The sequence below is a fragment of the Vibrio sp. 1151_11 genome (assembly GCF_029478525.1).
In the GTDB taxonomy this organism is placed as follows: Bacteria; Pseudomonadota; Gammaproteobacteria; order Enterobacterales; family Vibrionaceae; genus Vibrio; species Vibrio anguillarum.
In genome coordinates this window covers 32,257-56,908 of the sequence record NZ_SHMN01000025.1, presented here as the reverse complement: position 1 = coordinate 56,908, position 24,652 = coordinate 32,257, and the positions used below count along the sequence as shown (strand labels likewise).

General features: G+C 44.4%; 12 protein-coding genes and 2 pseudogenes. 11 read left to right on the top strand and 3 right to left on the bottom strand.

The genetic code is table 11. From position 1 onward, the window contains the following. Positions 1-459: 459 nt before the first annotated feature. The 3 genes from EXZ60_RS15855 to EXZ60_RS15845 are packed head-to-tail and all read left to right on the top strand — an operon-like array spanning position 460 to position 5,613. Positions 460-2,106, top strand: coding sequence for an ABC transporter transmembrane domain-containing protein (locus EXZ60_RS15855; RefSeq protein WP_080539430.1), 1,647 nt, complete (start codon positions 460-462; stop codon positions 2,104-2,106). After that, the gene (locus EXZ60_RS15850) at positions 2,103-4,307 is read left to right on the top strand and encodes an ABC transporter transmembrane domain-containing protein (RefSeq protein ID WP_277435943.1); all 2,205 of its coding nucleotides are present in this window, start codon (positions 2,103-2,105) and stop codon (positions 4,305-4,307) included. The genes EXZ60_RS15855 and EXZ60_RS15850 overlap by 4 nt, the downstream gene beginning before the upstream one ends. After that, positions 4,300-5,613 (top strand): HlyD family type I secretion periplasmic adaptor subunit, encoded by a 1,314-nt coding sequence (locus EXZ60_RS15845; RefSeq protein WP_088728642.1) that lies wholly within the window; start codon positions 4,300-4,302, stop codon positions 5,611-5,613. Before EXZ60_RS15850 ends, EXZ60_RS15845 begins: the two co-directional genes overlap by 8 nt. A 118-nt stretch (positions 5,614-5,731) precedes the next feature. On the opposite strand, the gene EXZ60_RS15840 is transcribed toward EXZ60_RS15845, so the two are convergent. Further along, positions 5,732-16,399 (bottom strand): VCBS domain-containing protein, encoded by a 10,668-nt coding sequence (locus tag EXZ60_RS15840; protein WP_277435942.1) that lies wholly within the window; start codon positions 16,397-16,399, stop codon positions 5,732-5,734. A gap of 186 nt (positions 16,400-16,585) precedes the next feature. Between EXZ60_RS15840 and EXZ60_RS15835 the strand changes: the two genes are divergently transcribed. From EXZ60_RS15835 to EXZ60_RS15820, 4 genes and pseudogenes are all read left to right on the top strand, one after another. Next, on the top strand, positions 16,586-16,903 hold the full coding sequence (locus EXZ60_RS15835) for an IS66 family insertion sequence element accessory protein TnpB (protein WP_277435941.1): 318 nt from the start codon (positions 16,586-16,588) through the stop codon (positions 16,901-16,903). After that, positions 16,900-17,253, top strand: coding sequence for an IS66 family insertion sequence element accessory protein TnpB (gene tnpB, locus EXZ60_RS15830; RefSeq protein WP_096036092.1), 354 nt, complete (start codon positions 16,900-16,902; stop codon positions 17,251-17,253). Before EXZ60_RS15835 ends, tnpB begins: the two co-directional genes overlap by 4 nt. A 59-nt stretch (positions 17,254-17,312) precedes the next feature. Beyond that, positions 17,313-17,717: pseudogene (locus tag EXZ60_RS15825) on the top strand (IS66 family transposase); the annotation flags it as partial. A 314-nt stretch (positions 17,718-18,031) separates the two neighbouring features. Further along, a pseudogene (locus EXZ60_RS15820) lies at positions 18,032-18,328 on the top strand (thymidylate synthase); the annotation flags it as partial. Between the two features lie 103 nt (positions 18,329-18,431). Here EXZ60_RS15820 and EXZ60_RS15815 read toward each other — a convergent pair. Next, positions 18,432-19,577: a Na/Pi symporter gene (locus tag EXZ60_RS15815; protein WP_017047902.1), complete on the bottom strand. Its 1,146-nt coding sequence runs from the start codon at positions 19,575-19,577 to the stop codon at positions 18,432-18,434. 371 nt (positions 19,578-19,948) lie between these two features. On the opposite strand from EXZ60_RS15815, the gene nhaR reads away from it, so the two are divergent. Together nhaR and EXZ60_RS15805 are read left to right on the top strand one after the other, a co-directional pair. Further along, the gene (gene nhaR, locus EXZ60_RS15810; RefSeq protein ID WP_026027442.1) at positions 19,949-20,839 is read left to right on the top strand and encodes a transcriptional activator NhaR; all 891 of its coding nucleotides are present in this window, start codon (positions 19,949-19,951) and stop codon (positions 20,837-20,839) included. A 274-nt stretch (positions 20,840-21,113) separates the two neighbouring features. Further along, positions 21,114-21,407, top strand: coding sequence for a metalloregulator ArsR/SmtB family transcription factor (locus tag EXZ60_RS15805; RefSeq protein WP_026028082.1), 294 nt, complete (start codon positions 21,114-21,116; stop codon positions 21,405-21,407). A 152-nt stretch (positions 21,408-21,559) separates the two neighbouring features. Here EXZ60_RS15805 and rpsT read toward each other — a convergent pair whose 3' ends face one another. Then, positions 21,560-21,820 (bottom strand): 30S ribosomal protein S20, encoded by a 261-nt coding sequence (gene rpsT / locus EXZ60_RS15800; protein ID WP_026027444.1) that lies wholly within the window; start codon positions 21,818-21,820, stop codon positions 21,560-21,562. A 257-nt stretch (positions 21,821-22,077) separates the two neighbouring features. Here rpsT and murJ point away from each other — a divergent pair, with 257 nt between their 5' ends. Continuing rightward, entirely contained in the window at positions 22,078-23,640 is a 1,563-nt protein-coding gene (murJ, locus tag EXZ60_RS15795; protein WP_194663786.1) for a murein biosynthesis integral membrane protein MurJ, read from the top strand. Positions 23,641-23,711: 71 nt separating this feature from the next. After that, a complete protein-coding gene (gene ribF / locus EXZ60_RS15790; RefSeq protein WP_026028079.1) occupies positions 23,712-24,647 on the top strand; it encodes a bifunctional riboflavin kinase/FAD synthetase in 936 nt (311 codons plus the stop codon). Positions 24,648-24,652: the final 5 nt, after the last annotated feature.

Here is a 24,652-nt window from a genome sequence, read left to right as displayed (position 1 = left end):
AGGAGGATCGTTCTCTCGCGATTTAGATCCCGACTGGTGCATGACCAGTCTTCGTTACATTGTCAGACTCGCTACTTTATTCAGAGTCCTAGGTTCATCTGGTGATACAGATGGTTCACACATTAAGAGGTGAACAGCGCTTCATACGACCTCACGTCGCACGCCCCAATATCATTTAGTATAAAAGCTCATTCATAATCCGTTAATATGAATCACACATACATTTACTAATCTAAAAGAAGCTCTAATATTGAAAATCTTGATTTGAACAGAACTAGCTAAAGTTAGATGTTTCTCGTTATAACTTAATTAGTGATAACGTGTGATTTTGGCTGTAGGATTTTCTCGAAATAACAGAATTCTAGTAATATCTTAAAATTAAATTAAATCAGCCCCTTACCTTGCATAACATAGTAGCCTGTACCAATATTATTTCATAAGCATGGATAAGGATTGTGTATGCCCGCAAGTTCAATGAAAAACAAAGGGGTGGTGGGGAAAGTCCTACTGCCTTCTTTGCTCATAAATCTTCTTTCTCTCGCCGTTCCGCTAACGGTTTTACAAATTTACGATCGTATCTTACCTAACCAGAGTTATGGGACTGCCACTCTGTTATTAGCGGGTGCGACGTTGGCTGTCGCTATGGAAGCGCTAATCCGGTTTGTGCGAACTTGGCTTTTGTCTGCCGCGGCCAGTAACACCGAGAAAGCGACCTATCAAACCTTGGTTGAAAGGGTGACTAACGCTTCATCAGGTCATCTGCGTCATTTAGGTGTTGGTGGCGTAGAAGAAGGGCTCGGCTCTGTATCCAAAGTTAAAGATTGGTATTCCGGAGGGGTGATTGCAGGCTTTATTGATTTGCCTTTCGCATTGATCTTCTTGGGTTTGGTGGCTTACATCGGTGGTGAGTTAGTGGCGATACCTTTGGCAGTTTGGCTTATTACTCTCGGAATTGTCTGGTTATCTTCTATTCGCGTAAAAAGCTTAAGTGAAGAAGCTTCTCAAGATGAGCAGGAGCGCAAAGCGTTCTTGATTTTACTGAGCCAAACCATTCAGGGAATCAAACGCCAGGCCGTTGAATCTCGAATCTTCAACCAGTTTAAATCCCTCAATAATGTTCGCTCTCAGTCTAAAGCGAGAGAAGAAGAACAGAACGCCTTCGCCCAAGAATGTATTCAGCTTGCAGCATTAGCGACGTCAGTTTTACTTGTGATTACTGGCAGCTTGTGGGTGCTGGATGGACAGTTAACCACAGGTGGGCTGGCAGCATGTTCTATTTTATCTGGCCGAGCGGTTGCACCGTTAAGTGCTTTAGTGGGAGTTCGAATCAAGCTTAATTCAATACACAGTGCCAATCAGGCAATAGAAAAATTGAGTGACTTGTCACTATCGGACTCTTCAGATTCTGAGCAAGCCGAGAGCCACTTATCTGACTTTGAGGTGTTGGAAATCAAGCAAGCGACCGTTGAAAGATACGGTGAACTCGCTCATGCAGATGTCACATTGAATAAAGGCGAGTTGGTATTGCTAGAGAGTGAGGATCGCCACACCAACAGTCATTTATTGTCATCGATTGCAGGTATTGACGATCTAAAAGCGGGGGAGTGCTCCATTAACGGAGTTACCGTTTCGATCGCATCCGTAACCAACATTGCGGCCTACTGCGGTGTTAAAGGGCAGTTGGTGTCAGGTACTATTCTCGACAACTTGTGCGGGTTTGATCCTGAGAGAACACATAGCGCCAGTGACTATGCTAAGCGTTTGGGTTTAACCAAGGAAATCACTCGATTACCCGATGGACTAGAGACACAAATTGGCCATACGAGTGCGTCTCTGCTGAGTATGGGCAACGTGAAAATGCTCAATATCGCGACTCAACTGGCAAGTGATAAACCCATTATCATGTTAGAAAGGCCAGATTCCTCGCTTGATTTAGATGCCCTCGGAAACCTAGCTAAGGTTCTGGAAGAAGAAGTGACGGCAGGACGCACGATACTGATGGTGAGCTACCATTCTAAACTTCGCGAATTGGCTAATCGAATCATTACAGTGGAAAGTCGAACTATTGCGGTCGACAGTGAGAACAACCAGGAGGCTATTGTATGAATCGTTTAGATACTGGTAACCCTTCAGGTACGAACAACCTTGCAGATACGAATGGTCGACAAGAGGTGATGAATCATTTAGAAAATGAAAGCCTTTCTGTCCTTAAACAGTTGGAAGTGAATACGAATATCCAGTTGTTTGCACGTCAATGGGTCGATGAAAATGGGATTGAATCAATCGACGATATGTTTGCCTTGTTCGATAGGCTTGCATTGCCATATCGCTTGGTTGCCAACCTAGACGAAGTTGGCGAGCATAAATTGGTTTTACTGGTGCTTGGTGAAAATGAGCTGGTCTCTGGTCATTTAGAATCCAAACAATTTGTTTCTTTTAACGCCAATGACGACATCACCGATGTCCCGCAGTTTTGCATCGTTATCGAAGGTCCGCCATTAGAGAAAGCCTCTCCTGATTGGGTTGGCGAAAGGTTACATGCGTTTCGTCCCATCATTCCTAAATTGTTGTTGGTCAGCTTTATTACCAACTTGTTTGCACTTGCCGTCCCCTTCATCACGATGTCGATTTATGACCATGTGATTGGTGGTGATGCAGGCCATGAGTTGCAAGGTATCGCCATTGGCGCGGCGTTGCTGTTTGTGATGATGGGTTGGTTGAGAACATTACGTAGCCGCGTGTTTGCTTCAGTTTCGAACCGAGTAAGTCGTGAGATTTCTCAATCCCTCGTGCAGCGTCTGCTTCGTAATAGCTATGCTCAAAATCAGCAAACAGCTTCTTCTAGTCAGCAAAACCAAGTGATGTTGTCAGAGCGTATTTCAGGTGTGCTATCGGGGCCATTAGGAAATGCGTTATTTGACCTACCATTCATTCTTATTTTTGTACTTGCGATAGGTGTTTTAGGCGGGTGGTTGGTACTGGTTCCAGTCGTCTCTTTAATCCTTTATTACTTGCTAGCAAAACGCTCGATACGCTCTAGCAGCAAGCGCTCTATGCAATCGACAGTGGCAGGTACGAATCGTCAAAACATGACTAATGAGCTGTCATCCAAGCTTGCCTTTATTCGCAGTGCTGGATTCTCAGAGCACTGGATTCAACGTTTCAAAAAGGCCAATCTTCTTGCTTCAACAGTGACCTTTAATCAATCGGTTCTCCAGAGCCGGTACACCTCGATTTACTATTTCATTGGTGTGGGGTCGACACTCGCCGTGATGGGGTTAGGTATAGGACTTATTTTTGAACAAGTGATGACCCCTGGTGGTTTGATTGCTTCAATGATGTTGATATCTAAAGTAACGGGTCCTGCTCAGGTGTTGGCAAACAGTGCGATGCGTTTTAATAGCTTTAATCAATCCAAGTTGCAAGTGAACCGTATTTTGTCTCAGCCGTCTGAGCGTGAATTCAGTTACCAGCATCACCCGTTACCTGTGGTAGCGCCTAATTTGAAATTAGACCAAGTGACACTGCGCTATCCCAAACAGAGTCGCCCGGCCTTGAATGGTGTGAGTTTTGATATTGAAGCCGGTGAAATTGTCGCGATTACCGGCCCTTCTGGGAGCGGTAAATCAACATTAATTGAAGTGCTGTCTGGCTTGCAGCCTATCCAAAATGGCATGGTCGAGCTTGAAGGCGTTAACCTCGTTCAATACGATCCGCAGCTTTATCGCCATTGGTGTTTCATTCGAGCCGCATATCCTGATTTGCTTACGCTGAGTATTCGAGAGTGGCTAAACGACGGTCACAAAGTCGAAGATCAGAAAATGATCTCTGCAATTGAAATGGTCGGTGGAAAGCGTTGGTTCGAGACATTATCAGGTGGGCTCGATACTTCCATCAGCAGTATTCAGCCGGACAGCCTTTTTGACATGTTGTCTGGCAGCGTCGCGCAGATCCTCATTGACGCGAAAGCGCTGGTTTGTGACTACCCAATGTTCTTAATGGATAATCCTGTGCCTGATGCTCACCCAAATGCTAAACGTATATTTGGTGAGTTTGTGCAATCGAAAAAAGGAAAAGCAACGGTGATTTACACGTCCCACGATCCGGATTTAATCAAGCTTGCCGATAAAGTGGTGGTATTAAATGAAGGTGCAGTGGTTTATGCAGGCCCATTAGAGCCGGAACAGTCTTCGAAGCAGGGACAGCCTTCAGAGCCTCAAACTTCCCAAGAACAAGATCCGTCTGCTCAACAAAATGCAGCCCCACAAGAACAATCTGAGTCTAAGCAAGGAGTCGCTAATGGCTAAACAATCTATCGAGAAGGGCAAGCGCTACGGTGAACTTGTTGAATCACAAAATACGGCTCGTACATTGGCATTGGCGACATGGTCGGTTGCCTTTTGTGTCATCGCTTTTGTCACTTGGTCTTTGGTCACTCAAGTTGATGAAATTGCTAAAGCAAAAGGCGCAGTGATTCCTGAAGGAGAGAAGCAGATACTGCAAAGCGACATTGGCGGGAAATTAAAACGTATTCTTGTGAAAGAGGGGCAGCTGGTGGAGGTTGGTCAGCCGTTGGTAGAGTTTGATGCAACGTTCCAACAAACGGCGCTCGAAGAGTTGCAATCACAACAAGTTACACTGCAAATGAGTGTTGAGCGAATGAATGCGCTGCTTGAGCAACGAGAGCCGAACTTTGCTGAGTTTGAAGTGGACTTTCCCGACATTGTCAGCCAACAAAAAGCCCAGCTGAATGCCCAAAAAGCGTTGTATTTCCAAAAAAGAATTGTACTGGAAAAAGAGAGCGAGCAAATATCAGAGCAGCTAAGAAGTGTTGAAAAGACGTTGCCCAGCTATGAAAAAGAACTCACCGCCACTAAGCAAGAATTAGTGATACTTGAAAAAGGTTTCAAAGCGGGAAATATATCCCGTTTGCGTGTACTCGAAATGCGTCAGAAACTAGCCTCCATCGAACAAAAGATAGAAGAAGCACGAGGCAAGAAATCCGTGTTGATTCGTCAAGGTGAAAGTAATGATCAAAAAATAGAGCAGTTACTCGCTGAGGCTAAAGTGGAAGTGAGCGATCAACGCTCCAAAGCGGTTTCAGACTTGTCCGCATTGAACGCAAGAGTGCGATCCAGTCAAGCTAAGTTAGTCAATACGGTTATGGAATCCCCAGTGCAAGGCTTGGTTCAAAGTATTCCTAGCACAAGAAATGGTGGCGTGATTCAACCGGGAGGTACTGTTGTTGAAATTGTCCCTGTTGGTGGAAAAGCCGCATTCAAAGCGCGTTTATCTCCACGAGATATCGGCTTTGTGAGCGTTGGTCAGCCAACCCGTATCAAGGTAGATGCCTTTGACTACAGCCGATTTGGTGCATTGAAGGGGTTAGTTGAAAGTATCTCGCCGACGACGAGCCAAAGTGAAAGAGGCGAGATTTTCTACGAGGTGATCGTGTCGGTAGACAAGCCGTATTTTAGAGATAACCCTGAACAGTTTGTTATTTTACCGGGGATGACCGGTGAAGTTGACATTACCACGGGTGAGAAATCGGTTTTTCAGTACCTATGGAAACCGATTTATACCAATGTGAGTGTCGCGTTTGGGGAACGTTAGTTTATTTTATAGTTAAAGTTATAACTATAATTTATAACTGAAATGTAAAATAGAATAGAAATAAAAAGGAACGCTCAATAGCGTTCCTTTTTTGGTTTTAGTGATTCCATTTTATGAGCTAACTATTGGGATCAATGTCTGGTAAATCATCGACTTGATTATGATGTTGCGTGTCATCGTGATCCTGTTGGTTAGTATCATGTTCATGTCCTTGGTGTTCAAGCGCGTCCGATAAATCTATATGTGAAACATCATCATGCCCTAATGCAGCATGATCCGCCTCTGCCATCACAATATCGATATCTGCAGGTAATTGATGTTCAATTGCATCATTAGCTGATGGAGGCGGTGGTGAAATACCTAACGCATCAAGATAAGCAGCAGCGCCAGTAACAGGGTGAGCATTTACTGCTTGATGTTGGCTATCGGGGACAACGAGACCAACATCATCAAGGGTGACAGAAATATCTTCACTCGTTTCAGCACTAAAGTCAGGTTCATCATGTTGTACTGGCGGTGGTGGCGCTGGTGACGTTAATGGATCATCAACCCCATTCACATTAATTGTTATTGTATGAGAAGCAGTATTATCTGGTGAGTTTATTGTAAAGGTTTCTGTTCCACCCTGCGCAGCGCTTAATGAGTTTGTAGTCGCCAAACTATTATCAAGATGATATACCCAGTCTCCATTGGCTGCTAATTCTAGATGTCCATAAGTTCCTGCAATGTGTGGATCTGGTATGAACTGATCTTCACCATGATCGGCATCGACTAAATTCAAGTGGCCTGCTAAGGTATCCTTCGCAGCATCTTCTGTAATTGTACTTACGCTTTTACTTGTCATAGTACCATTAATAGTCGCACCATCATTTTTACCCGTAACCGCGATAATAACTTGTTCGGTAGCGACCTCTTTACCATTCTGTAAGCCATGGATAGTGAAGTGCTCCTGCTCTACCTGACCTGCTTTTAGGGCATTAAGATCTTTATTGGCCCAATGTTGATCGCCATCATGATCAAGGAAATAAATCCATGTACCACCTGTTGATATTTGTAAGTGGCCATACTTACCCTGAATCATATTAGGGGTGCTATCTTGCCCTGTAGCTTGTTCATGCCAGATAATATGTTGACCATTATGATACGCATCTAACTGGCCATTCGCTGAATGTTGACCCGTTGCTCTGTCATCTTCATTTACATTCGCGTGTGCAATGCCTTTTGCATCAACATCAGTAACTGCGATATGAAAGTCATAGGTACCTTTTGCACCGTTAGCATCCGTTGCCGTGACCGTGATATCTAAGTCACCGTCTGCGCTATGTGGTGGAGTCCCCCAGATGCGACCAGTTTTCTCATCAAAATGAAGCCAACTTGGCATACCTAAAGCTGTATCTTTGCCTTGCCAACCTGGGTTGACGCTATCAGGGTTGACTGCTTCCTCAGTATGTTGCGAAACAGCTAAACTTAAAGTAAAGCTATCCCCCTCTACATCGGTAAATAAATTTGATGGGAGCGTCATGTCAATTGCATGACCTTCGCTATCGTCGGTATTCGCCACTGCGCCCGTCACTTCAGGAGCATCGTTTGTACCTCTTATACTAATGACAATATCTTGTGTGGTGCCATCACTGGCGGTCACCGTTATTTTATCCTGAACTGATTCACTCGCATTAAGTTTTTGAACTTTCGTTTGATCAATCTCATAAGTCCATTGATTATTGACCATTGAAAAATGTCCGTAACCATTGACTCCATTTTTATCATGAAAATCTGCAATTATCGGATTTTGCCCTGTATCAACATCCACAATATTAAGGGTGCCATGTGCAGACACCGTATCACCGATATCTCCCTCTTTGAGGTTGGCAGAAATATCACCTTTAAACTCAGCCTTAGTATCGCTACCCGTAAGGTTAACCGTCACCTGATGTGTCACACCATCGGAGGTATTAAATGTAAAGGTCTCGGTCGCTTTTTCGCCATCCGCTAGCGCAGTGGTTTTGTCACCACCAACAAACGACCAGTGCCCATTATGCATTGAAAAATTGCCATAACCGTTATCACCCAAACTATCGGTTACATCAATAAAGGTTGCTGGTACTGTGTCTGGGTCATTAATGAGTAAATCTCCCTCGACACGGTCTACTGCATTATAGGAAGCAGTGGCACTATTGGTATTACGGGTAAATGTCATATAGCCATTATGACCGTAATTTGGGTCTCCCATGTTCATGACCCATTGTGTTGTTTCAATTTTCATACCATGGGCTGCGCCTCCCGCTACACCGGCCCCCACTATTGCATACCAACGCCCTGCATTAGGGTCATTAGCTACGACCTCTGGGAAGTCAAAATGGCCATCAACATTCGCTAGCCATGCTCCTTTGGCGACGGTTAAGTCTGCATGGGTATTGGCGGCACTCCCTTCAGTCATTGACAATGTATCAGTACCACTAACCGTAGAAATATCATCGACCGGTATGATTTCGAAATTACCTATTTTAGGAAAGGAATCGGTATGTCCATCATTTACGGTAAAGCCAAATTGCACGCCGCCGTTATAATTTTGAGCAGGTACAAAGGTTATTTTACTGATATCAGCCGTCAACACATCCAAAGGAATAGTGATAGGGTGGCCGTCATACTCAAATTGCCCTTTAAAAGCATCTGGCAGTGCGGTAATCGTTATATGGTCAAGCTGGTCGCCGTGATCTTTATCGATAAAACCAAAATCTTTAGCGCTAAAGTGTTGTGTTGTATCTTCATCAATCGAATGAATATGCTGAGCAAGTGACGAAACAACCGTTGGTCTGTCGTTGGTGCCAGTGATTGTAATGATTAAATCTTTTTGATCCGTAGCGCCTGCGCCATCAGTTACCGTTACAGAAACGCTTACTTGTTCAGTTTTACCTAATGCTAAATGATCGTAACCCGCATCGGTGGCATCAAACTCATAACTACCATCTGCATTAAGTGTAAAGCCTGGAACATGCTGACCCGTTGTTGGCGTAATTACCGTGTAAGTAGCGCTATCACCCGTATCAACATCTGTTGTTGTGATTTGCCCTTTATGCGCAGTATGGCCACCTTCAATAGCAGTAACGGCTGAAGTAGCATCAATGACAGGTTGGTCGTTAGTACCATGAATCGTCGACGTTAGTTGGTGTGTTGTACCATCCTTAGTTTGAACGGTTAAGGTTTCGGTAAAGGTATCACCATCGCCGAGACTTTTAATATGAGTGTTATCGTTGTCAACCTTGTAGAGCCAACGTCCGTCAGCATGCAGAATGAACAGCCCTATCCCCTTATCACCTGCAACCCAGCTACCCGTTGCTGTGCTACCCGACCCCGATGGAGTGCCCGTAGGCGTAAACAGGGCTTCACCTGCGTCTGGATCCCGTACATTGAGCTGATTCTGGTTGGTTTCAATTATCCCCGACGACTGTACGTGAATATCTTCTGTGATACTCGCGCTATCGGTGCCTGAAATTACCGCGGTATCTGGGGTGTCCGTAATGCTACCGACTACGTCAACACTGTGACTATGACCGGCACTCGACGTTGCTGTAATGTGGGGCGTCACACTGCCAGAGAAGTCCTTCGGCAGAGTAATCTGCAACCCATTCGTCTCACTTGGTGAAATTGTCCAGGTTTTGGTGTGCGTATCGTAGCTACCTGCGCTGAGTGTTGCGCCAGCTGGTAAGCCTGAAACAACGAAAGTTATAGCAGCGTGGGGATCTGAGGGATCAAGAGCCGTTAAACTTAAATCGTAGGGTCCTTTATCCTCAATTCCGCTGATAGGCGGAGCAGACACAATCACATCGCCCGCGTGAGCAGGGTCGAGTATTACCGGCGCAGATGAAGCGCTATGCGCGTGGGTTCCATCCGGATTTTGAGTGGTTGCCTCCACGGTGATAATGGCATTGTGATTTACACCAGCCGGGATTCGAACCTCGATAGAGGTTCGGGTCCAGCCCAAAATATCTAAGCCATCTTTTTGGTCCGTCGCATCGATGGTGTGCGTATGCGCTCCATCAGTGACAACTGAGCCAACGGGCAAGCCGTGCAGATGAACAGCTTGAAGAGCATCGTCTTTATCGTGTGGTGTCACATCGGCATTGATGACTAAGTGGTGTGGGTCATTGGTAACATTTATTCCTGCCGCGTTTATCCCGTACGGATCGTGCTTGTTGGGATCTACGGTGCTGTGTGATCCAGTATGATCAACAATACTCCCTCCCCCGCTGACACCTAGATCAATCAACACTTGTTTTGGATCTAGACCCAGCTCACCGAGTGGACTTTGAGCTACCTGAGCCGCTGTCACAGGTTGTTTTACTACTGTTACGTGGCTAAACGTTGCGACGATTGGTGTGATGGGAGGTATAGAAGATCCGTGGCCCCAGATAATGTGGCCATGCTCGTAGCCGGTAGCATAACGCCCATCTCCAAGTGCCATAGGGCTTCGGCCCGCTCCCACTGAAAGCTCGGTCGATCCCGTACGATCAGAAATAAATTTAACCGCCTCAGAATGGCCACCACCCCAAGGGATCGAAACCTGCTCAACGTGGAAATAGCGCTCTTGTCCACCAACCATATAATGCTCGTTCGAACCACTTTGGCCTAAATAATGAACTGGCATATTCTCCGAATTTGATCCATCGGGGTAATCAACCGGCTTACCATTATCGAATATCGACATGGTGGGCGCTTTATGGCCTTGCCCATCATCCACAACCACCGTTAATCGGTGGAGCTTACCATCGGTAATATCAATATGGGTATCAATCGGATCCTTACCCCCAATCCAAACGGTGACACTGTGGGGATTTGTAAGGGTTACTCCGCCGTCCCCGTATCTCGAACCATCCTGTAGATATTCCACTTGGGCTGCATTAGGGTCCTTCTCGTGCAAACCGTACTGCGCGATCACATCACCATTGTGGTAGGTTTCGCTCTTATCAAGCGTAATGCCCATTTCAAAGGTCAGCGTGCCTCCGGAGTCTCTGGCTGTGGGGTCGCCACCGCCATCAGGATTACGTATCGCATCGATTGATAGATGATGGGCAGAATCCGTCTGAAAGCCTTTTTGCGGTGCAACAGAAAGGTTTATATCCGCAGCGTCGGTAACCGATGTCACCGCCACTGTCATGTGATTATCGACATCCGCGGTGCCATCGTTGACCTTGTAGCCTAAAGTGATGTCACCCTTGTAATTTTCTTCAGGATGCAGCGTCCAAGTACCATCGTGATTATCTGTTACTGTTCCGTGGCCACCATTAACCGTTACGCTGTTGATATCCAGGGTGTCGCCATCTACGTCGGTCGCTCCAGCCAAAAGCTGCGATTTAGTCAGGACGATATCGGTGTCTTCTGTGGTGCTAGCGCTCGTCGCTACGACCTTTGTTGCATCGTTAACTGAACTCACTACTAGAGGATTAGCAAATGGTCGCGATTCGGAACCATCAGAGACCTTACCTACAATCATTAAGTGGCCATGAAAGTTAGCGTCAGGGGTGATCGTATAGGTTCCATCGTGGTTATCAACCAAGGTTCCGTGACTGCTAACGTTGAGGTCAGTTATTGACAGCGAATCACCATCTACATCCTTCGCACCAATTCCCGTTAGAATCTGAGCTTTGGTAAGCGTGATAGCACGATCTTCGTCTGTCGCAGCCATCTGACTAAATAACGTCACCGTTGGTCGGTCGTTGGTTCCTACCACTTCAACTTGTGCTGTTCGCGGGACTGTCCCACCATGCCCATCGTCAACGTTAAAACTCACGGTGATGTTGCGAGTAACACCGGCTGCTATATCTTGGAATGCCTTGTTAGAAGGGTCGATTGTGATTGTGTGTCCGTCAGCACCTAAAGTCAGCCCGGCAGCAAGCCCACTGGTTGCGGCTGCACCATCGATGCTGGTTTCAATACCGGCAATAGACAGCGTATCGCCATCCACATCCGTGGCTCCGCTAAGCAGATCTATCGTCTCGCTTGCGCCATCTTCCGTAACTGTTTTCGCTGTTGTAGAGCCTGTTATGACTGGGGAATCGTTTGTGCCCGTAACAGTTAATGTCGCAGACTGTTGAACTGTTCCACCATGACTATCCGTTATATTATAAGTGATCTTAACTGTTTCAGTCTCACCTACAGCTAAATGTTGAAACTCAGGTGTATTAGAATTAACAATGAGTATATGTCCACCTTTACTCATCGTTAAAAATGAAGGAACTGTTGATGTTTTTGAGGCTGTACCTATTTGATATTCGATATGGCCAACAGATAATGTATCGCCTGTATCAGCATCAGTAGCACCAGAAAGAAGATCTATTGCACCCATTCCTGAGTCTTCAGCTTTGCTGCTAGTTACTCCGGAAGTAACTGAAGGAGGCGCATTTACAAATAAAGAAATAGCTTGTGTTGCTGATTGAGATTCACCTCCTGCTGAAGCTGTTGCTGTTGCATTAAAATGCAAATCCCCATGAAAGTTAGCGTTATGAAGGTTAAGTTCTAAACCATTAAGGTCTGATTTATGAAGAACCCACATTTTTGCAACCGCATCGTGTGTACCATGATTTAGTGTAGCTGCATCAGGTAAACCGCTAATTTTTATTAACAGATCTTCAGTATCACCACCCGTATCTGTTGTAGCCACATTTAAATTTAACGCAATAGTGGTGCCTTGCTGTGCATCTGGTGCTGTCGCATTTAGAATTGGCTTATCTAGTGAGCCTTGAATAGTGATTGTGACATTTGTGGTAACTGAAGTACCATCTGTTGAAGTTGAGGTCACTGGAATGACTTCAGTTAATGTCTGATGTACACCAAGGTGATCAACGTCAGCATTATTATTATCAATGGTGAAATGATAATGGCCATTACTATCTATGGAGAAATGGCCATATTTAGTTGCGTGATCAGCTTGTACCGTGAAACTTGCAGTATCGCCTGTATCAACATCTGATGTTCTTAATTCACCATTGATTGTTGTTTGAGCTGCATCTTCTTTTATTTCTGCATTAAGTGCTGCAGGCGTAATATTTTGAACCGTATGGCCACTGACTTGTAAAATAGTTTCAGCAGAATGTTCACCTGCGCTATTTTCGACATGTATAGTATGTTTACCATCAGTTAAATTGCTTGCAGAAATTTCCCAATGGCCATTAGTATCGGCAATAACAGAGGCTATTTGATGATTACCGTCCATCACATTGATTGTTTCACCTGCAGTTGCAGTGCCACTATAAACAGTATTACCTACTTGTAGGTGTTGATATGAGTGATAGTAGAGGTAATCTACTTCACTGCCACCGCCTGTACAAACACGATTTACAATCGCAATTGTCTGATGGCCTGTGTTATCTTCAAATACAGCTATCCCGCCTGTCCATGCATTGCCATGGCCCGTTGCTCCGCCAGAGCCTGTGTTTACTGTATCTGGAACTCCATTTGTATGCCACCAATCATGGTTATCAATTCGGCTGAAGCCACCTGCGCCACTATGTGCTGTTGTTGTTGTTGCAGGGTTTGTTATCCAGTTATGATCTGATCCAGGTTTATATAGTCCGACTAATTTTACCCCTGATCCGACACCGACCTGATCAGTCCCCCAACGCGCCATATTTTCTGCATTGCTTGGCGCAACATTAATGTTGGCGCCTGTTGGGTTTGAGATTACGTCAACATCTTGTAATTTTAAGGTGCTTGATGTGCCTACCGCCGCTGCGTGTGCTGACTCGATGATAGGTTTATCGTTGGTGCCTTGAATGGTGATATCTACAATTTGCGTCGAGCCATCACTGGCTTTAAATGTGTAGTGATCCTGTACCGCAGGTTGATCGGGATCGAGATGCTGAACTTTGCTCTCGTCTAGTGTATAGGTCCATTGGCCATTGCGCATTTCAATATGGCCGTATGTTGTCGCCGTTGATGCTACATCTATAAAGCTTGGATTATCTCCAGTATCAACATCTGTAATTGATAACTGCCCTGTAGCAGTAACGGTATCGCCAATATCACCTTCATTAACAACAGCTTGTCTATCACCTGAAATAACTGAAGCATCATCTGTATTGGCTATGTGCAAGGTATTCGTTGCTTCTACTGAATCTGTACGACCATCGTTAACGGTATATTTAAATTGTACATCACCATTAAAGTCTTTGGTCGGTACAAATTGTAGTTTGCTGATATCGGCAGTTGATATACTTTGACCCGCACTTACCTCTTGTCCATCAAGCACAAATTTACCTTGGGATACTGCTGGGATATCTGTGATTGTGATGGCATGTAATGTGTCGCCACTATCAACATCAGTAAAACCAAACTGACTTGCTTGCATTTGGTAGTGGGTATCTTCAATACCATTAGACAAGGTCACAATATTTGCAACAGGCGCATCATTGGTCCCTTCGATAACGAATTCAACCTGATGTGGCGTTCCATCGACACTGTGAATAGTAAAGGTTTCCTTAGCTTCTTGTCCCTTCGCAAGGTGATTAACCGTACTATTATCAATATGGTAAAAATAGTTACCATTGCCATAGAGTTGCAACGTTCCACCAAGAGTTCCGGTGTGGTGGTGCAAACCGTCCGGAAACTTCGACTGGCCTGGCCCATCAGGATCAACGACCTGAAACTGACCACTTGTTTTAATCGTGTAGCCGTAATATAGATTATCTTCCTCAAGCAGATGCCCGCCCGTCCCTGTGATGACCGCCGCATCATCAACCGCCGAGAGTGTCGTTGATGCGCCTGTGTGCGTCACACCACCGTGTGCATCTTTAACGTCATAGCGGAAGTGTACATCGCCGTTATAGTCTTTTTCTGGGGTAAAGGTAAACGTGCCATCGGCATTGTTTAGAATGGATCCATGGTCAGCATGCAGGTTTTCAATGGTTAGTTTACCGGCGTCATTGGCATCGACATCGACGGTATTGGCTAATAGTTGCGCAGTGGTTAAGGTTTGGCGTGTATCTTCACTGCCATTTGCAAGCACCACTTCAGATGAACAGTAAGGTCTGTCGTTACTGCCGTGAATGGTGATGACAATATCGTGTGTTGTACCATCTTTTGAATGGACTGTAATCGTATCGGTTAAGCTTTGCCCTTCACCAAGTTGGTCAATTGCAGTGCCACGCGTTGTTGCTACGCCATCAGTAGCGGCTCTATGTCCGGCATCGGCGTGATAATGCCATGTACCGTCATTTTGTAGAATCAGATCTCCATAGGTACCGTGGTAGCCACTGCTACCTTGCTTTTCAAAAATAGACTCACCCGTATCAGGGTCTGTAATGGTGAGCTTGCCATCAGCATAGAGTGTTGTATTGCCGAGTGTGGCTATGCCTGGTTGGGCATAATCAGGAGACATGTTAACGCCAGCGGTATTCTCGATTATTGAACCAGTATCCACTCCACCAATGGTGGCCGCATCTCCAGTACCAGTAATCGTGACTGTGACTTGATGTGCTGTCCCATCGGCAGAATGAACAGTAATGATATCTGTCGCAGTAGAGCCTTGGGCAAGTCTTTGAACTGCAGGGTTACTGTTGTCGAGAGCGTACGTCCACGCACCATCTTTGGTGATAGTTAACGTACCCAAATGACCATTAATTTGTGAGGCTTGAAAATGATTCTCTCCAAGATCTGAGTCATTGACGGTAAGTTGACCTTGGATTTGTGTCGTTACATCTTCCGTTACCACGCCTGTATCGATACCCGTTACAACGGCATTATCATCGTTGCCACCAATGGTCATATCGAGTGTTTGCGGTGTGCCATCTTGAGTGTGAATGACGAAACTTTCGTGCAGCGAAGTGGCAGAAGTTAACGCTTGAATATTAGAGAGAGAATTATCTACGTGATATTGCCAGTGTCCATCAGCGTCTATGGATAGTGAACCATATTTACCTGCGAGCACTTCGGGTTTCATCGAACTTTCATTTTGGTCAGGGTCAATGACATCAATTTTGCCGTTCGCATGTAGCAAACCGTGTGAATCAACTTTGTGATCTTCCGTTACCACACCTGCTAAATCACCAGAAATGGTCGGCGTGTCTTGCTTACCTGTCACTGGGATCTGAACAACAATCTTAGAACCGTCAGATAGGTTTAAAACAAAATGGTCTGTGCCATGTTTGTTCTGATTTAACAGAATATATTGAGGAGAGTTAGGGTTCAGGACAAATGTGTATTGACCATTTGCATCAACATGGAGTTCTCCGTACGCACCTTTTATTACCTCTGACACAAAGGTGACTGGCGAAGCGGGAGTTGTCGGAGGCGTATTATTTGAATGAGTGGGCTGGCCGTTACTTTCTAAGGATATGGTTGGCATCGATATCGAAGGAATGTAATGGACTTGCGGGTGAGAAAACGTCGACAAATGATGAGAAGGGACCAAGTGAGAATTCGAACCATGGGGAGCATGACTTACACTTAAGGTTGATCCTACGTGGTTTTCACTCGTTGGAGACTCTTGATGAGTAACCGCCGATGAGTTTGCTTTACCATGGTCATCGGTGACGTCTTTTTCTGCCACGCTATTTTCCGTTGCTCGATTTGCCTCATTGCTGTAATTGTCTACCCCCTCGGCAGATGCGTGTTTAGCCAATGACGGCAATATCATAATGAGTGATTGAAAAAGAGGGATATTAACCTTTAGATGCGAATGCAGTCTGAGCTTCTTTTTTTGCGTTCGTTTCTTTTGTTCTAGCTCGCTACTTTTTTTAATTTTTATTTCTGTATTTTTCTTTTTTGTTTCGACGTTTTTTTTGTTAGCCATTTTTTCTCATCCGTGAATCGTAGTTATCTACCTTAAGTAAAATACACAGATAGAGGTTTCGCTAGCTAATTGGATAATTTTCAAAGAAAAAACCAGAAGTTGAGACGTAAGCGCACCACGAACCCCGCATTCTAATCTTTCAGCACGAAGAATAAGATCATCTCTCCAACCCAAAGGAGAGTTGAAATGGCAAAACGACGCACCAACCTAGAATGGCAATCACTGTTTGAGCAATATGAAAGCAGCAGTGTTACCCAACGCGCTTTTTGTGAAGAGCATGGACTGAGTTTATCCACGTTCTTTGCCAAACGGCGTCAACTCCAAACAGCAAACCAATCGGAATCTGTCGGATTTGTTAGAGCTGAAATCGTTGAAAAGACAACCAAGTATCAGGCCCAGATAGCTACGGCTAACATGACACTTCTCATCAATGATGTGGAGCTGAGCATTCCTCAAGGTACGCCAGCGACCTATCTTGCTGAACCCATTGGAGCGTTGTCATGAAAGGTATGCTCAGCGCTCCAGACATTTACCTTTATCGTGAAAGCGTCGATTTTAGAAAGTCCATCAATGGTCTCGCAGCGATTATCGAAAATGACACGGACTTGCCTCTTGGCAGCGGTGCGCTGTTCCTATTTACCAATAAACAGCTCGATAAGATTAAGGTGCTGTACTGGGATAAGACAGGCTTTGCCCTGTGGTATAAACGCCTTGAAAAAGCCAAGTATAAGTGGCCTTCAAAAGAGAAAAATCAGGTGTTTACCCTCACTCAATTTGAGCTTGATAGACTGCTTTCTGGCTTTACAATTATCGGTCACGAACCCATCAAAATAAACGATTTTACAATGAGTTAATCGAGAATAAAGCCTTATATACCAAGCGTTAACGGCACGGTTTCAGTATAATCAAAGCCATGAAAAAGACACCAAATATCAATCCTGAAAGCCAAGATGTTGCCGAGCTACAAGCGATGGTAGCCGCTCTGATGTCGGAGAAAAATGAGTGGAAACAAGAGCGTCAATCGTTGCTTGAACAACTCAAACTCGCCTTTGACCGCCAGTTCGCGAAACGCTCGGAGGCGTTAAAGCCTTACGATGAATCACAAGGTGACCTCTTCAACGAAGCGGAATGTGAAGCCGTTAAAGAAGACGAAGTTGAGGTGACAACGACGACCACAACGAAAAAGCGCGGTAAACGAAAACCTCTGCCTAAGACCTTACCTCGTGAGGTTATCGAACTCGATTTAGACGACCATGAAAAGCAGTGTTCTTGTTGTAATCATGGCCTGCATAAAATCGGTGAAGACCGCAGCGAGAAGTGTAGTGGATAAGTGAGTTTGACCACTTACTCAGAGTTTTTGCAATACCTAAGGTAATCCGCCAAATGCTATTTTATTGAGGCATATAACACGTTGTTGTCCAAACGTGTTTCATCGGATAGCCAATGCTTTCTACTCAATCAGCTTTCGAAAGATGATGTTAGCAATTGAAAAGAAATCGACCATAATGAGCGCATTGAGAAAAAGGTACCTGGCCATAGTAATTGTGCAAGGTATAAAATGCATAGTTGATAAGCTCAATAAACCGCGACTTATATCTACTAATTGTGCAATATTTTGGGGGTTTAAAATTCATTGGCTTGAATTTTAATATGGTTCAGGTCTACGTGTTCCTCGCAATTATGGCGCAAATTACCGGCAAAAAAGCGGGCGTGGCCTACCATAAGATCGTCAATGCGCATATCTATGAAGACCAACTGGCGTTGATGAAAGGTGTACAACTTAAGCGTGAACCGCTCCCTATGGCGAAGTTTCATATTAACCCGAAAATTAAAACGCTAGAAGATCTTGAGACTTGGGTTACCTTGGATGATTTCTGGATTGAAGGCTACCAATGCCATGATGCCATCCAGTACCCGTTTTCGGTTTAGTTGCCCTCTCGCATTATTAAAAAGTACTGTTTTCTAGTTGTAAAAAATCCCCGAAGCGTTGCTCGGGGATTTTTTTTGATCAGGCGTGTGGTTTGTTCGTTACTTAAGCCGTTAGTGCCAGTATACCGCCAGGCATAATGATAAAGACCGATAGTAAATAACCCGCAACGACCGCTTTATTCTTTGTTGCCATCTCAGCAATCATTTCTGCGCCTTTAATTGGCAGTTCACGTAAAAACGGAACACCATAGATCAACACAGTGGCTAATACATTAAAGGTTAAGTGGACTAAAGCAATTTGCAAGGCAAATACCGCAAACTCACCAGAAACGGCCGTTGCCGCGAGTAGGGCGGTAATGCAAGTGCCAATATTAGCCCCTAAAGTGAATGGGTAAACATCGCGTACTTTCAATACACCAGTGCCGACCAGCGGAACCATTAAACTGGTGGTAGTTGAAGAAGATTGAACCAATACAGTGACGATTGAACCTGAAAGGATACCGTGCAGCGGTCCGCGCCCAATGGCATCTTTGAGTATCTCTTTCGCACGACCCACCATCAAACTCTTCATGAGCTTACCCATGACAGTGATAGCCACAAAAATGGTCGCAATACCAAGAACAATCAACATCACGCCACCTACAACTTCACCAAAAGTGATCAGCTGGCCTTTTAGTGCCGTGATAATTGGGCTCGTGATAGGTTTGATAAAATCGAGTCCTTTCATGCTCATATCACCAGTAGAGAGCAAAGGTGACACAAGCCAATGAGAAATTTTCTCTAAAATACCAAACATCATCTCTAACGGTAGGAAAATCAGTACCGCCAAAAGATTAAAGAAGTCGTGAATTGTTGCACTTGCAAAAGCGCGTTTAAATTCGACTTGGCAACGAACGTGTCCAAGGCTAACAAGCGTGTTGGTTACTGTGGTGCCAATATTGGCACCCATGACCATTGGGATCGCCATTTCAACAGGTAATCCGCCAGCCACAAGACCGACAATGATAGAGGTTACGGTGCTTGAAGATTGAATCAATGCTGTGGCGACTAACCCTATCATCAACCCCGCTATTGGGTGTGAGGCAAACTCAAACAGTACCTTAGCTTGATCACCAGTCGCCCATTTAAATCCACTACCTACCATCGCCACTGCAAGTAGCAGTAGGTAGAGCATGAATGCCAAGTTCGCCCAACGCAGCCAACGAGTGGTACTCGCAATGGGTGCAGCAGTAGTTGTCGCTTGGTTCATTTTCTTTTCTCCATTGACCTTTTGAGTGTTGTTCGGTCTGTTGTTGAATCTGAGCGAGATAGTAGAGAATAATTATTTCATTTATATGACAGTGAGTTTCTCATTGATAACTCTGATAAAAACAAGTTTCACGGTGACTTTTAATTCTTTATTTATTGAATTTTCATGATGTTATGCGATTTTAACAACGTGGAGGAGGAGGACGAGGGACGCTAGTTTTAGATATTTTATGACGAAGTTGTCATTTTTGAACTCTAACTGCTCGGTATTAAGATTAGTTAACGTTCTTAAGTTCGGTTTTTCCGAGTTAATTGCTCATTTGGCTTGGGTTTGTTATAAACAACGACCAGATAAAATTGAGTGTCTTTATCATGTTTCACCTCAACTACAATCATCTTTACTACTTCTGGATGGTATGCAAGCAGGGATCGGTCACTAAAGCTGCAGAAGCACTCTTCTTGACTCCGCAAACCGTCACTGGGCAAATTAAGGCTTTTGAAGAGCGCATGGATGGTAAGCTTACTAAGCGTAATGGTCGTAGCATTGAACCGACAGAACTTGGGCAACTGGTTTTTAAATATGCTGACCGGATGTTCGGCTTAAGTTATGAGATGCTCGATATTGTCAATTATAGTCAGCGCTCTAATCTGCTGTTTGATGTAGGAGTGGCGGATGCCCTCTCTAAACGGCTTGTCAGTAAAATACTGATGACGACGGTCCCGGCCGATAGCAGTATCCACTTGCGTTGTTTTGAATCGACCCATGAAATGTTGTTAGAGCAACTTTCACAACACAAATTGGATATGATTCTCTCTGATTATCCCGTCGATTCCAGCCAAAGCCCGGGCCTGTTCAGCAAAAAACTGGGTGAGAGTCACATGAGTTTTTTTTGTTCAGGCAAGGTTGAAAATGTCTCTTTTCCCGCCATTTTAGAGCAGAGAAAGTTGTTGATACCGGGAAGCCGAACCGCGATGGGGCGTAATCTATTGCAATGGTTTGACCGTCAAGGCCTGAAGCCGAATATTCTGGGGGAGTTTGATGATGCGGCATTGATGAAAGCTTTTGCGCGTTATCATCATGATGCAATTTTTTTAGCGCCCTCAATCTATGTGACTGAAGTTGGTGATGATCTTCCTTTGCAACTCATCGGTCAGATTGATGATTTAAAAGAAGAGTACTACGTCATTTTTGCTGAGAGGATGATCCAACATCCGGCAGTGAAAAATGTTTGCGATGCAGATTTTAATAATTTGTTTGTATGATGCTTTCACTACTAACGATAAATAGATTACTATCTCATTATCTAGCAATATTATTAATTATCGCTTGCCAAGTAATACTAATCTAAACTGGTTATACGCCTTCTGATGCCGTTATTGACGCTCTATTGAATGGTTGCCGTCATAAACGGTATAACAATTAAACTACGTAGAAAAAGGTACTAACCTTACTTATAAACTCATAACCTGTTGGGTTAAGGAAGATGCAAACTTGTGATGCGTTTGATGTAAGAAGTTGTTCCAAGGGAGCTTATTCATGAACCTACAAGAAATGGAAAAAAATTCCGCTAAAGCAGTGGTGTTGTTAAAGGCTATGGCTAACGAAAGACGCCTACAAATATTGTGTTTATTACACAATCAAGAACTGTCGGTTGGTGAGCTATGTGGGAAATTAGAATTGAGTCAATCGGCACTTTCGCAGCATCTTGCTTGGTTAAGAAGAGATGGGTTAGTGGATACAAGAAAAGAAGCTCAGACGGTTTACTACACACTCAGCAGCCATGAGATCAAGGCGATGATTGAGTTGTTACACGGTTTATACTGCCGCTAGTGTTTTGAAAAATACACAATCCGAAATTATGTTTCAGTAACATAGTTCGGATTTTTTTATATTAAAATTAGAGTAAATACTTTACTTGACATTGCAGATATAAAAAAACCGGCCTTAGCCGGTTTTTATTTTCGCGTGGAACCAAGTCTAAATTATAGAGCTTTGATTGCTGCAGCGAAACGAGACTTATGGCGAGCAGCTTTGTTCTTGTGAACAAGACCTTTAGTCGACATACGGTCAAGGATTGGTGTAACTGCAGCAAATGCAGCAGTTGCAGCTTCTTTATCGCCAGCTGCGATAGCTGCGATGGTTTTCTTCATGTAAGTGCGCATCATAGAACGACGGCTAGCATTATGCTGACGACGTTTCTCAGCTTGGATAGCGCGCTTCTTAGCAGATTTACTATTTGCCAAGGGTCTAACTCCCAAAAACTTAGTTCGGTGACAATTTAAGGGCGGGGAATATCCCTTATTTGCTCTCAATTGTCAAATGATTTGTGCAAAAACCGTTCTAGGCCAAACAAATTTTGGTATAGGAAGGTCATCGCGGTTAAGATGCGGGGATTCTAACAGTATTTTTTTTCCAATGCTAATACTTATCTGATCTCGCACTGACATTCCTTACGTGTTGCTGTGGATAATGACGTTTTGGCTTGTTTTTCGAGGTAATAGTGAGCAAACGCCTACTCAAATCTGGCTTGATTGTCAGTGCTATGACGTTGATTTCTCGTGTGTTGGGCCTAGTTCGTGACGTAGTTGTTGCGAATTTGATGGGGGCAGGTGCGAGTGCCGATGTTTTTTTCTTTGCTAATAAAATTCCTAACTTTTTACGTCGGCTATTTGCCGAAGGGGCTTTTTCTCAAGCGTTTGTTCCAGTACTGACCGAATACCATTCATCCGGAGATATCAATAAAACACGCGAACTGATTGCTAAAGCATCTGGCACATTGGGGGTTATTGTCACTTTGGTGACTGTTGTGGGGATCTTATGCTCTGGTGCGGTCACGGCACTGTTTGGGGCTGGTTGGTTTTTAGATTGGCTTAATGATGGTCCTGATGCGCATAAGTTTGAGCTTGCGAGTTTATTATTAAAAATCACTTTTCCTTACTTATGGTTCATCACTTTTGTTGCTTTATCAGGAGCGATTCTCAATACCCTGGGCAAGTTTGCCGTCTCTTCTTTTACCCCTGTATTTTTGAATGTGATGATCATCGGTTGCGCTTGGTTTTTGTCGCCGCACTTACAGCAACCGGAAATTGGCTTGGCGATTGGCGTCCTTCTTGGGGGATTGGTCCAGTTTCTATTTCAAATTCCATTTTTGCTCAAAGCAGGTTTATTGGTTTGGCCTCAATGGGGTTGGAATGAACCGGGGGTTGTGAAAATTCGCACCTTGATGTTGCCCGCTCTTTTTGGGGTATCGGTCAGTCAAATTAACTTATTGCTGGACACCTTCATCGCCAGCTTCTTACAAACGGGCTCCATTAGCTGGCTTTACTATTCAGACCGTTTGCTAGAATTTCCGTTAGGCTTATTTGGTATTGCGATTGCTACCGTTATTTTGCCCGCATTATCCCGTAAACATGTCGATGCCCACAGCGAAGGATTTTCGCAAACCATGGATTGGGGTATTCGTATGGTTTGTCTGCTCGGCTTTCCTGCGATGTTAGGCCTGATTGTGTTGGCAAAACCGATGCTTATGGTGCTATTTATGCGAGGTGAGTTTACCCCGAATGATGTCAATCAAACGGCGTTGTCACTCTATGCATTTGGTTTGGGCTTGATCAGTTTTATGCTGATCAAAGTGCTTGCTCCAGGGTACTACTCTCGGCAAGACACCAAAACGCCAGTTCGTTATGGCATTATCGCCATGATCTCTAATATGGTCTTCAATGCGCTTTTAGCGTGGCATTTAAGTTATGTTGGTTTGGCGTTAGCTACGTCATTATCTGCTTTTATCAACATGGCACTGCTTTACAGTGGGTTACATGTGCAAGGGGTGTATCAAATCACCCGTAAAACTATTGGTTTTATTATTCGCTTAATGGTGGCCAGCAGTGCGATGGTTGTGGTCATTGTTTGGCAATTGGAAGAAATGTCAACGTGGCTAGAGTGGAGCCTGACACAGAGGGCTACATCATTGGTGATGCTGATCAGTATCGGTGCGGTCAGTTATTTGCTTTGCCTAGCCGTGCTTGGCGTGCGTTTAAAAGACTTAAAAGCGGCGACAGATTAATGGTGATTAGTATATAATCCGTCGGTTTCGCACCTTGCTAATTGAGAACTATAGGTTTTAAGCATTTTCTAATGGAATTGATTCGCGGCATTCACAATATCAAGCCACAGCATCATGGCTGTGTATTAACCATCGGAAACTTTGATGGTGTTCATTTAGGACATCAGCAAGTTTTGAAGCAAGTATCCAAGAAAGCGCAATTATTGGGTTTACCTTCGGTGGTCATGACGTTTGAACCACAGCCATTAGAATTATTTGCCAAGCACAATGCACCAGCTCGATTAACTCGATTACGTGATAAATTTGTGCAATTGAACAAGCAGTCGGTTGACAGATTGTTATGTGTGAATTTTAACCAGCACTTTGCTAATTTAACGGCAGAAGCTTTTATTCGTGACTTGTTGGTCGCTCAGTTGGGTGTTAAGTTTCTGGTGATTGGTGATGATTTTTGTTTTGGTAAAAATCGCCAAGGTAATTTCAGTATGCTGCAGCAAGCTGGGCAACAGTTCGGTTTTGAGGTGGTAAGTACCCACAGTTTTTGCTTGCAACAACAAAGAGTGAGTAGTACTGCTATTCGTAACGCTTTAGCAAGCGATGACTTAGTGTTAGCTAAGCAGATGCTCGGTCGTGATTACGGTATCAGTGGTCGAGTGTCGCATGGTCAAAAGTTAGGGCGAACCATTGGTTTCCCTACAGCGAACATTCCGCTTAAGCGCTGTGTTTCACCGGTCTCTGGTGTTTACGTCGTCAATGTCTATGGCCTTGATAATTCGCCCATCGGAGGAATTGCCAATATTGGTAATAGGCCAACAGTCAACGGGGTTCGCCAACAACTTGAAGTACACTTGTTTGACTTTCATGCCAATTTATATGGCAAACAGCTAGAAGTGGCACTTTTACATAAGCTTCGAGATGAAAAGAAATTTGAATCTTTTGGAGCGTTAAAGCAACAAATTGAATTGGATGCTGATGCGGCAAGGGTGTGGTTGCATCAGCTAAAGAATTAGTCGGA

Coding starts and splice junctions, on each gene's coding strand:
- tnpB (WP_096036092.1), top strand. CDS start 16,900: ATGAAAGGTATGCTCAGCGCTCCAGACATTTACCTTTATCGTGAAAGC.
- EXZ60_RS15805 (WP_026028082.1), top strand. CDS start 21,114: ATGAACCTACAAGAAATGGAAAAAAATTCCGCTAAAGCAGTGGTGTTG.
- EXZ60_RS15845 (WP_088728642.1), top strand. CDS start 4,300: ATGGCTAAACAATCTATCGAGAAGGGCAAGCGCTACGGTGAACTTGTT.
- ribF (WP_026028079.1), top strand. CDS start 23,712: ATGGAATTGATTCGCGGCATTCACAATATCAAGCCACAGCATCATGGC.
- EXZ60_RS15850 (WP_277435943.1), top strand. CDS start 2,103: ATGAATCGTTTAGATACTGGTAACCCTTCAGGTACGAACAACCTTGCA.
- nhaR (WP_026027442.1), top strand. CDS start 19,949: ATGTTTCACCTCAACTACAATCATCTTTACTACTTCTGGATGGTATGC.
- EXZ60_RS15840 (WP_277435942.1), bottom strand. CDS start 16,399: ATGGCTAACAAAAAAAACGTCGAAACAAAAAAGAAAAATACAGAAATA.
- EXZ60_RS15815 (WP_017047902.1), bottom strand. CDS start 19,577: ATGAACCAAGCGACAACTACTGCTGCACCCATTGCGAGTACCACTCGT.
- EXZ60_RS15835 (WP_277435941.1), top strand. CDS start 16,586: ATGGCAAAACGACGCACCAACCTAGAATGGCAATCACTGTTTGAGCAA.
- EXZ60_RS15855 (WP_080539430.1), top strand. CDS start 460: ATGCCCGCAAGTTCAATGAAAAACAAAGGGGTGGTGGGGAAAGTCCTA.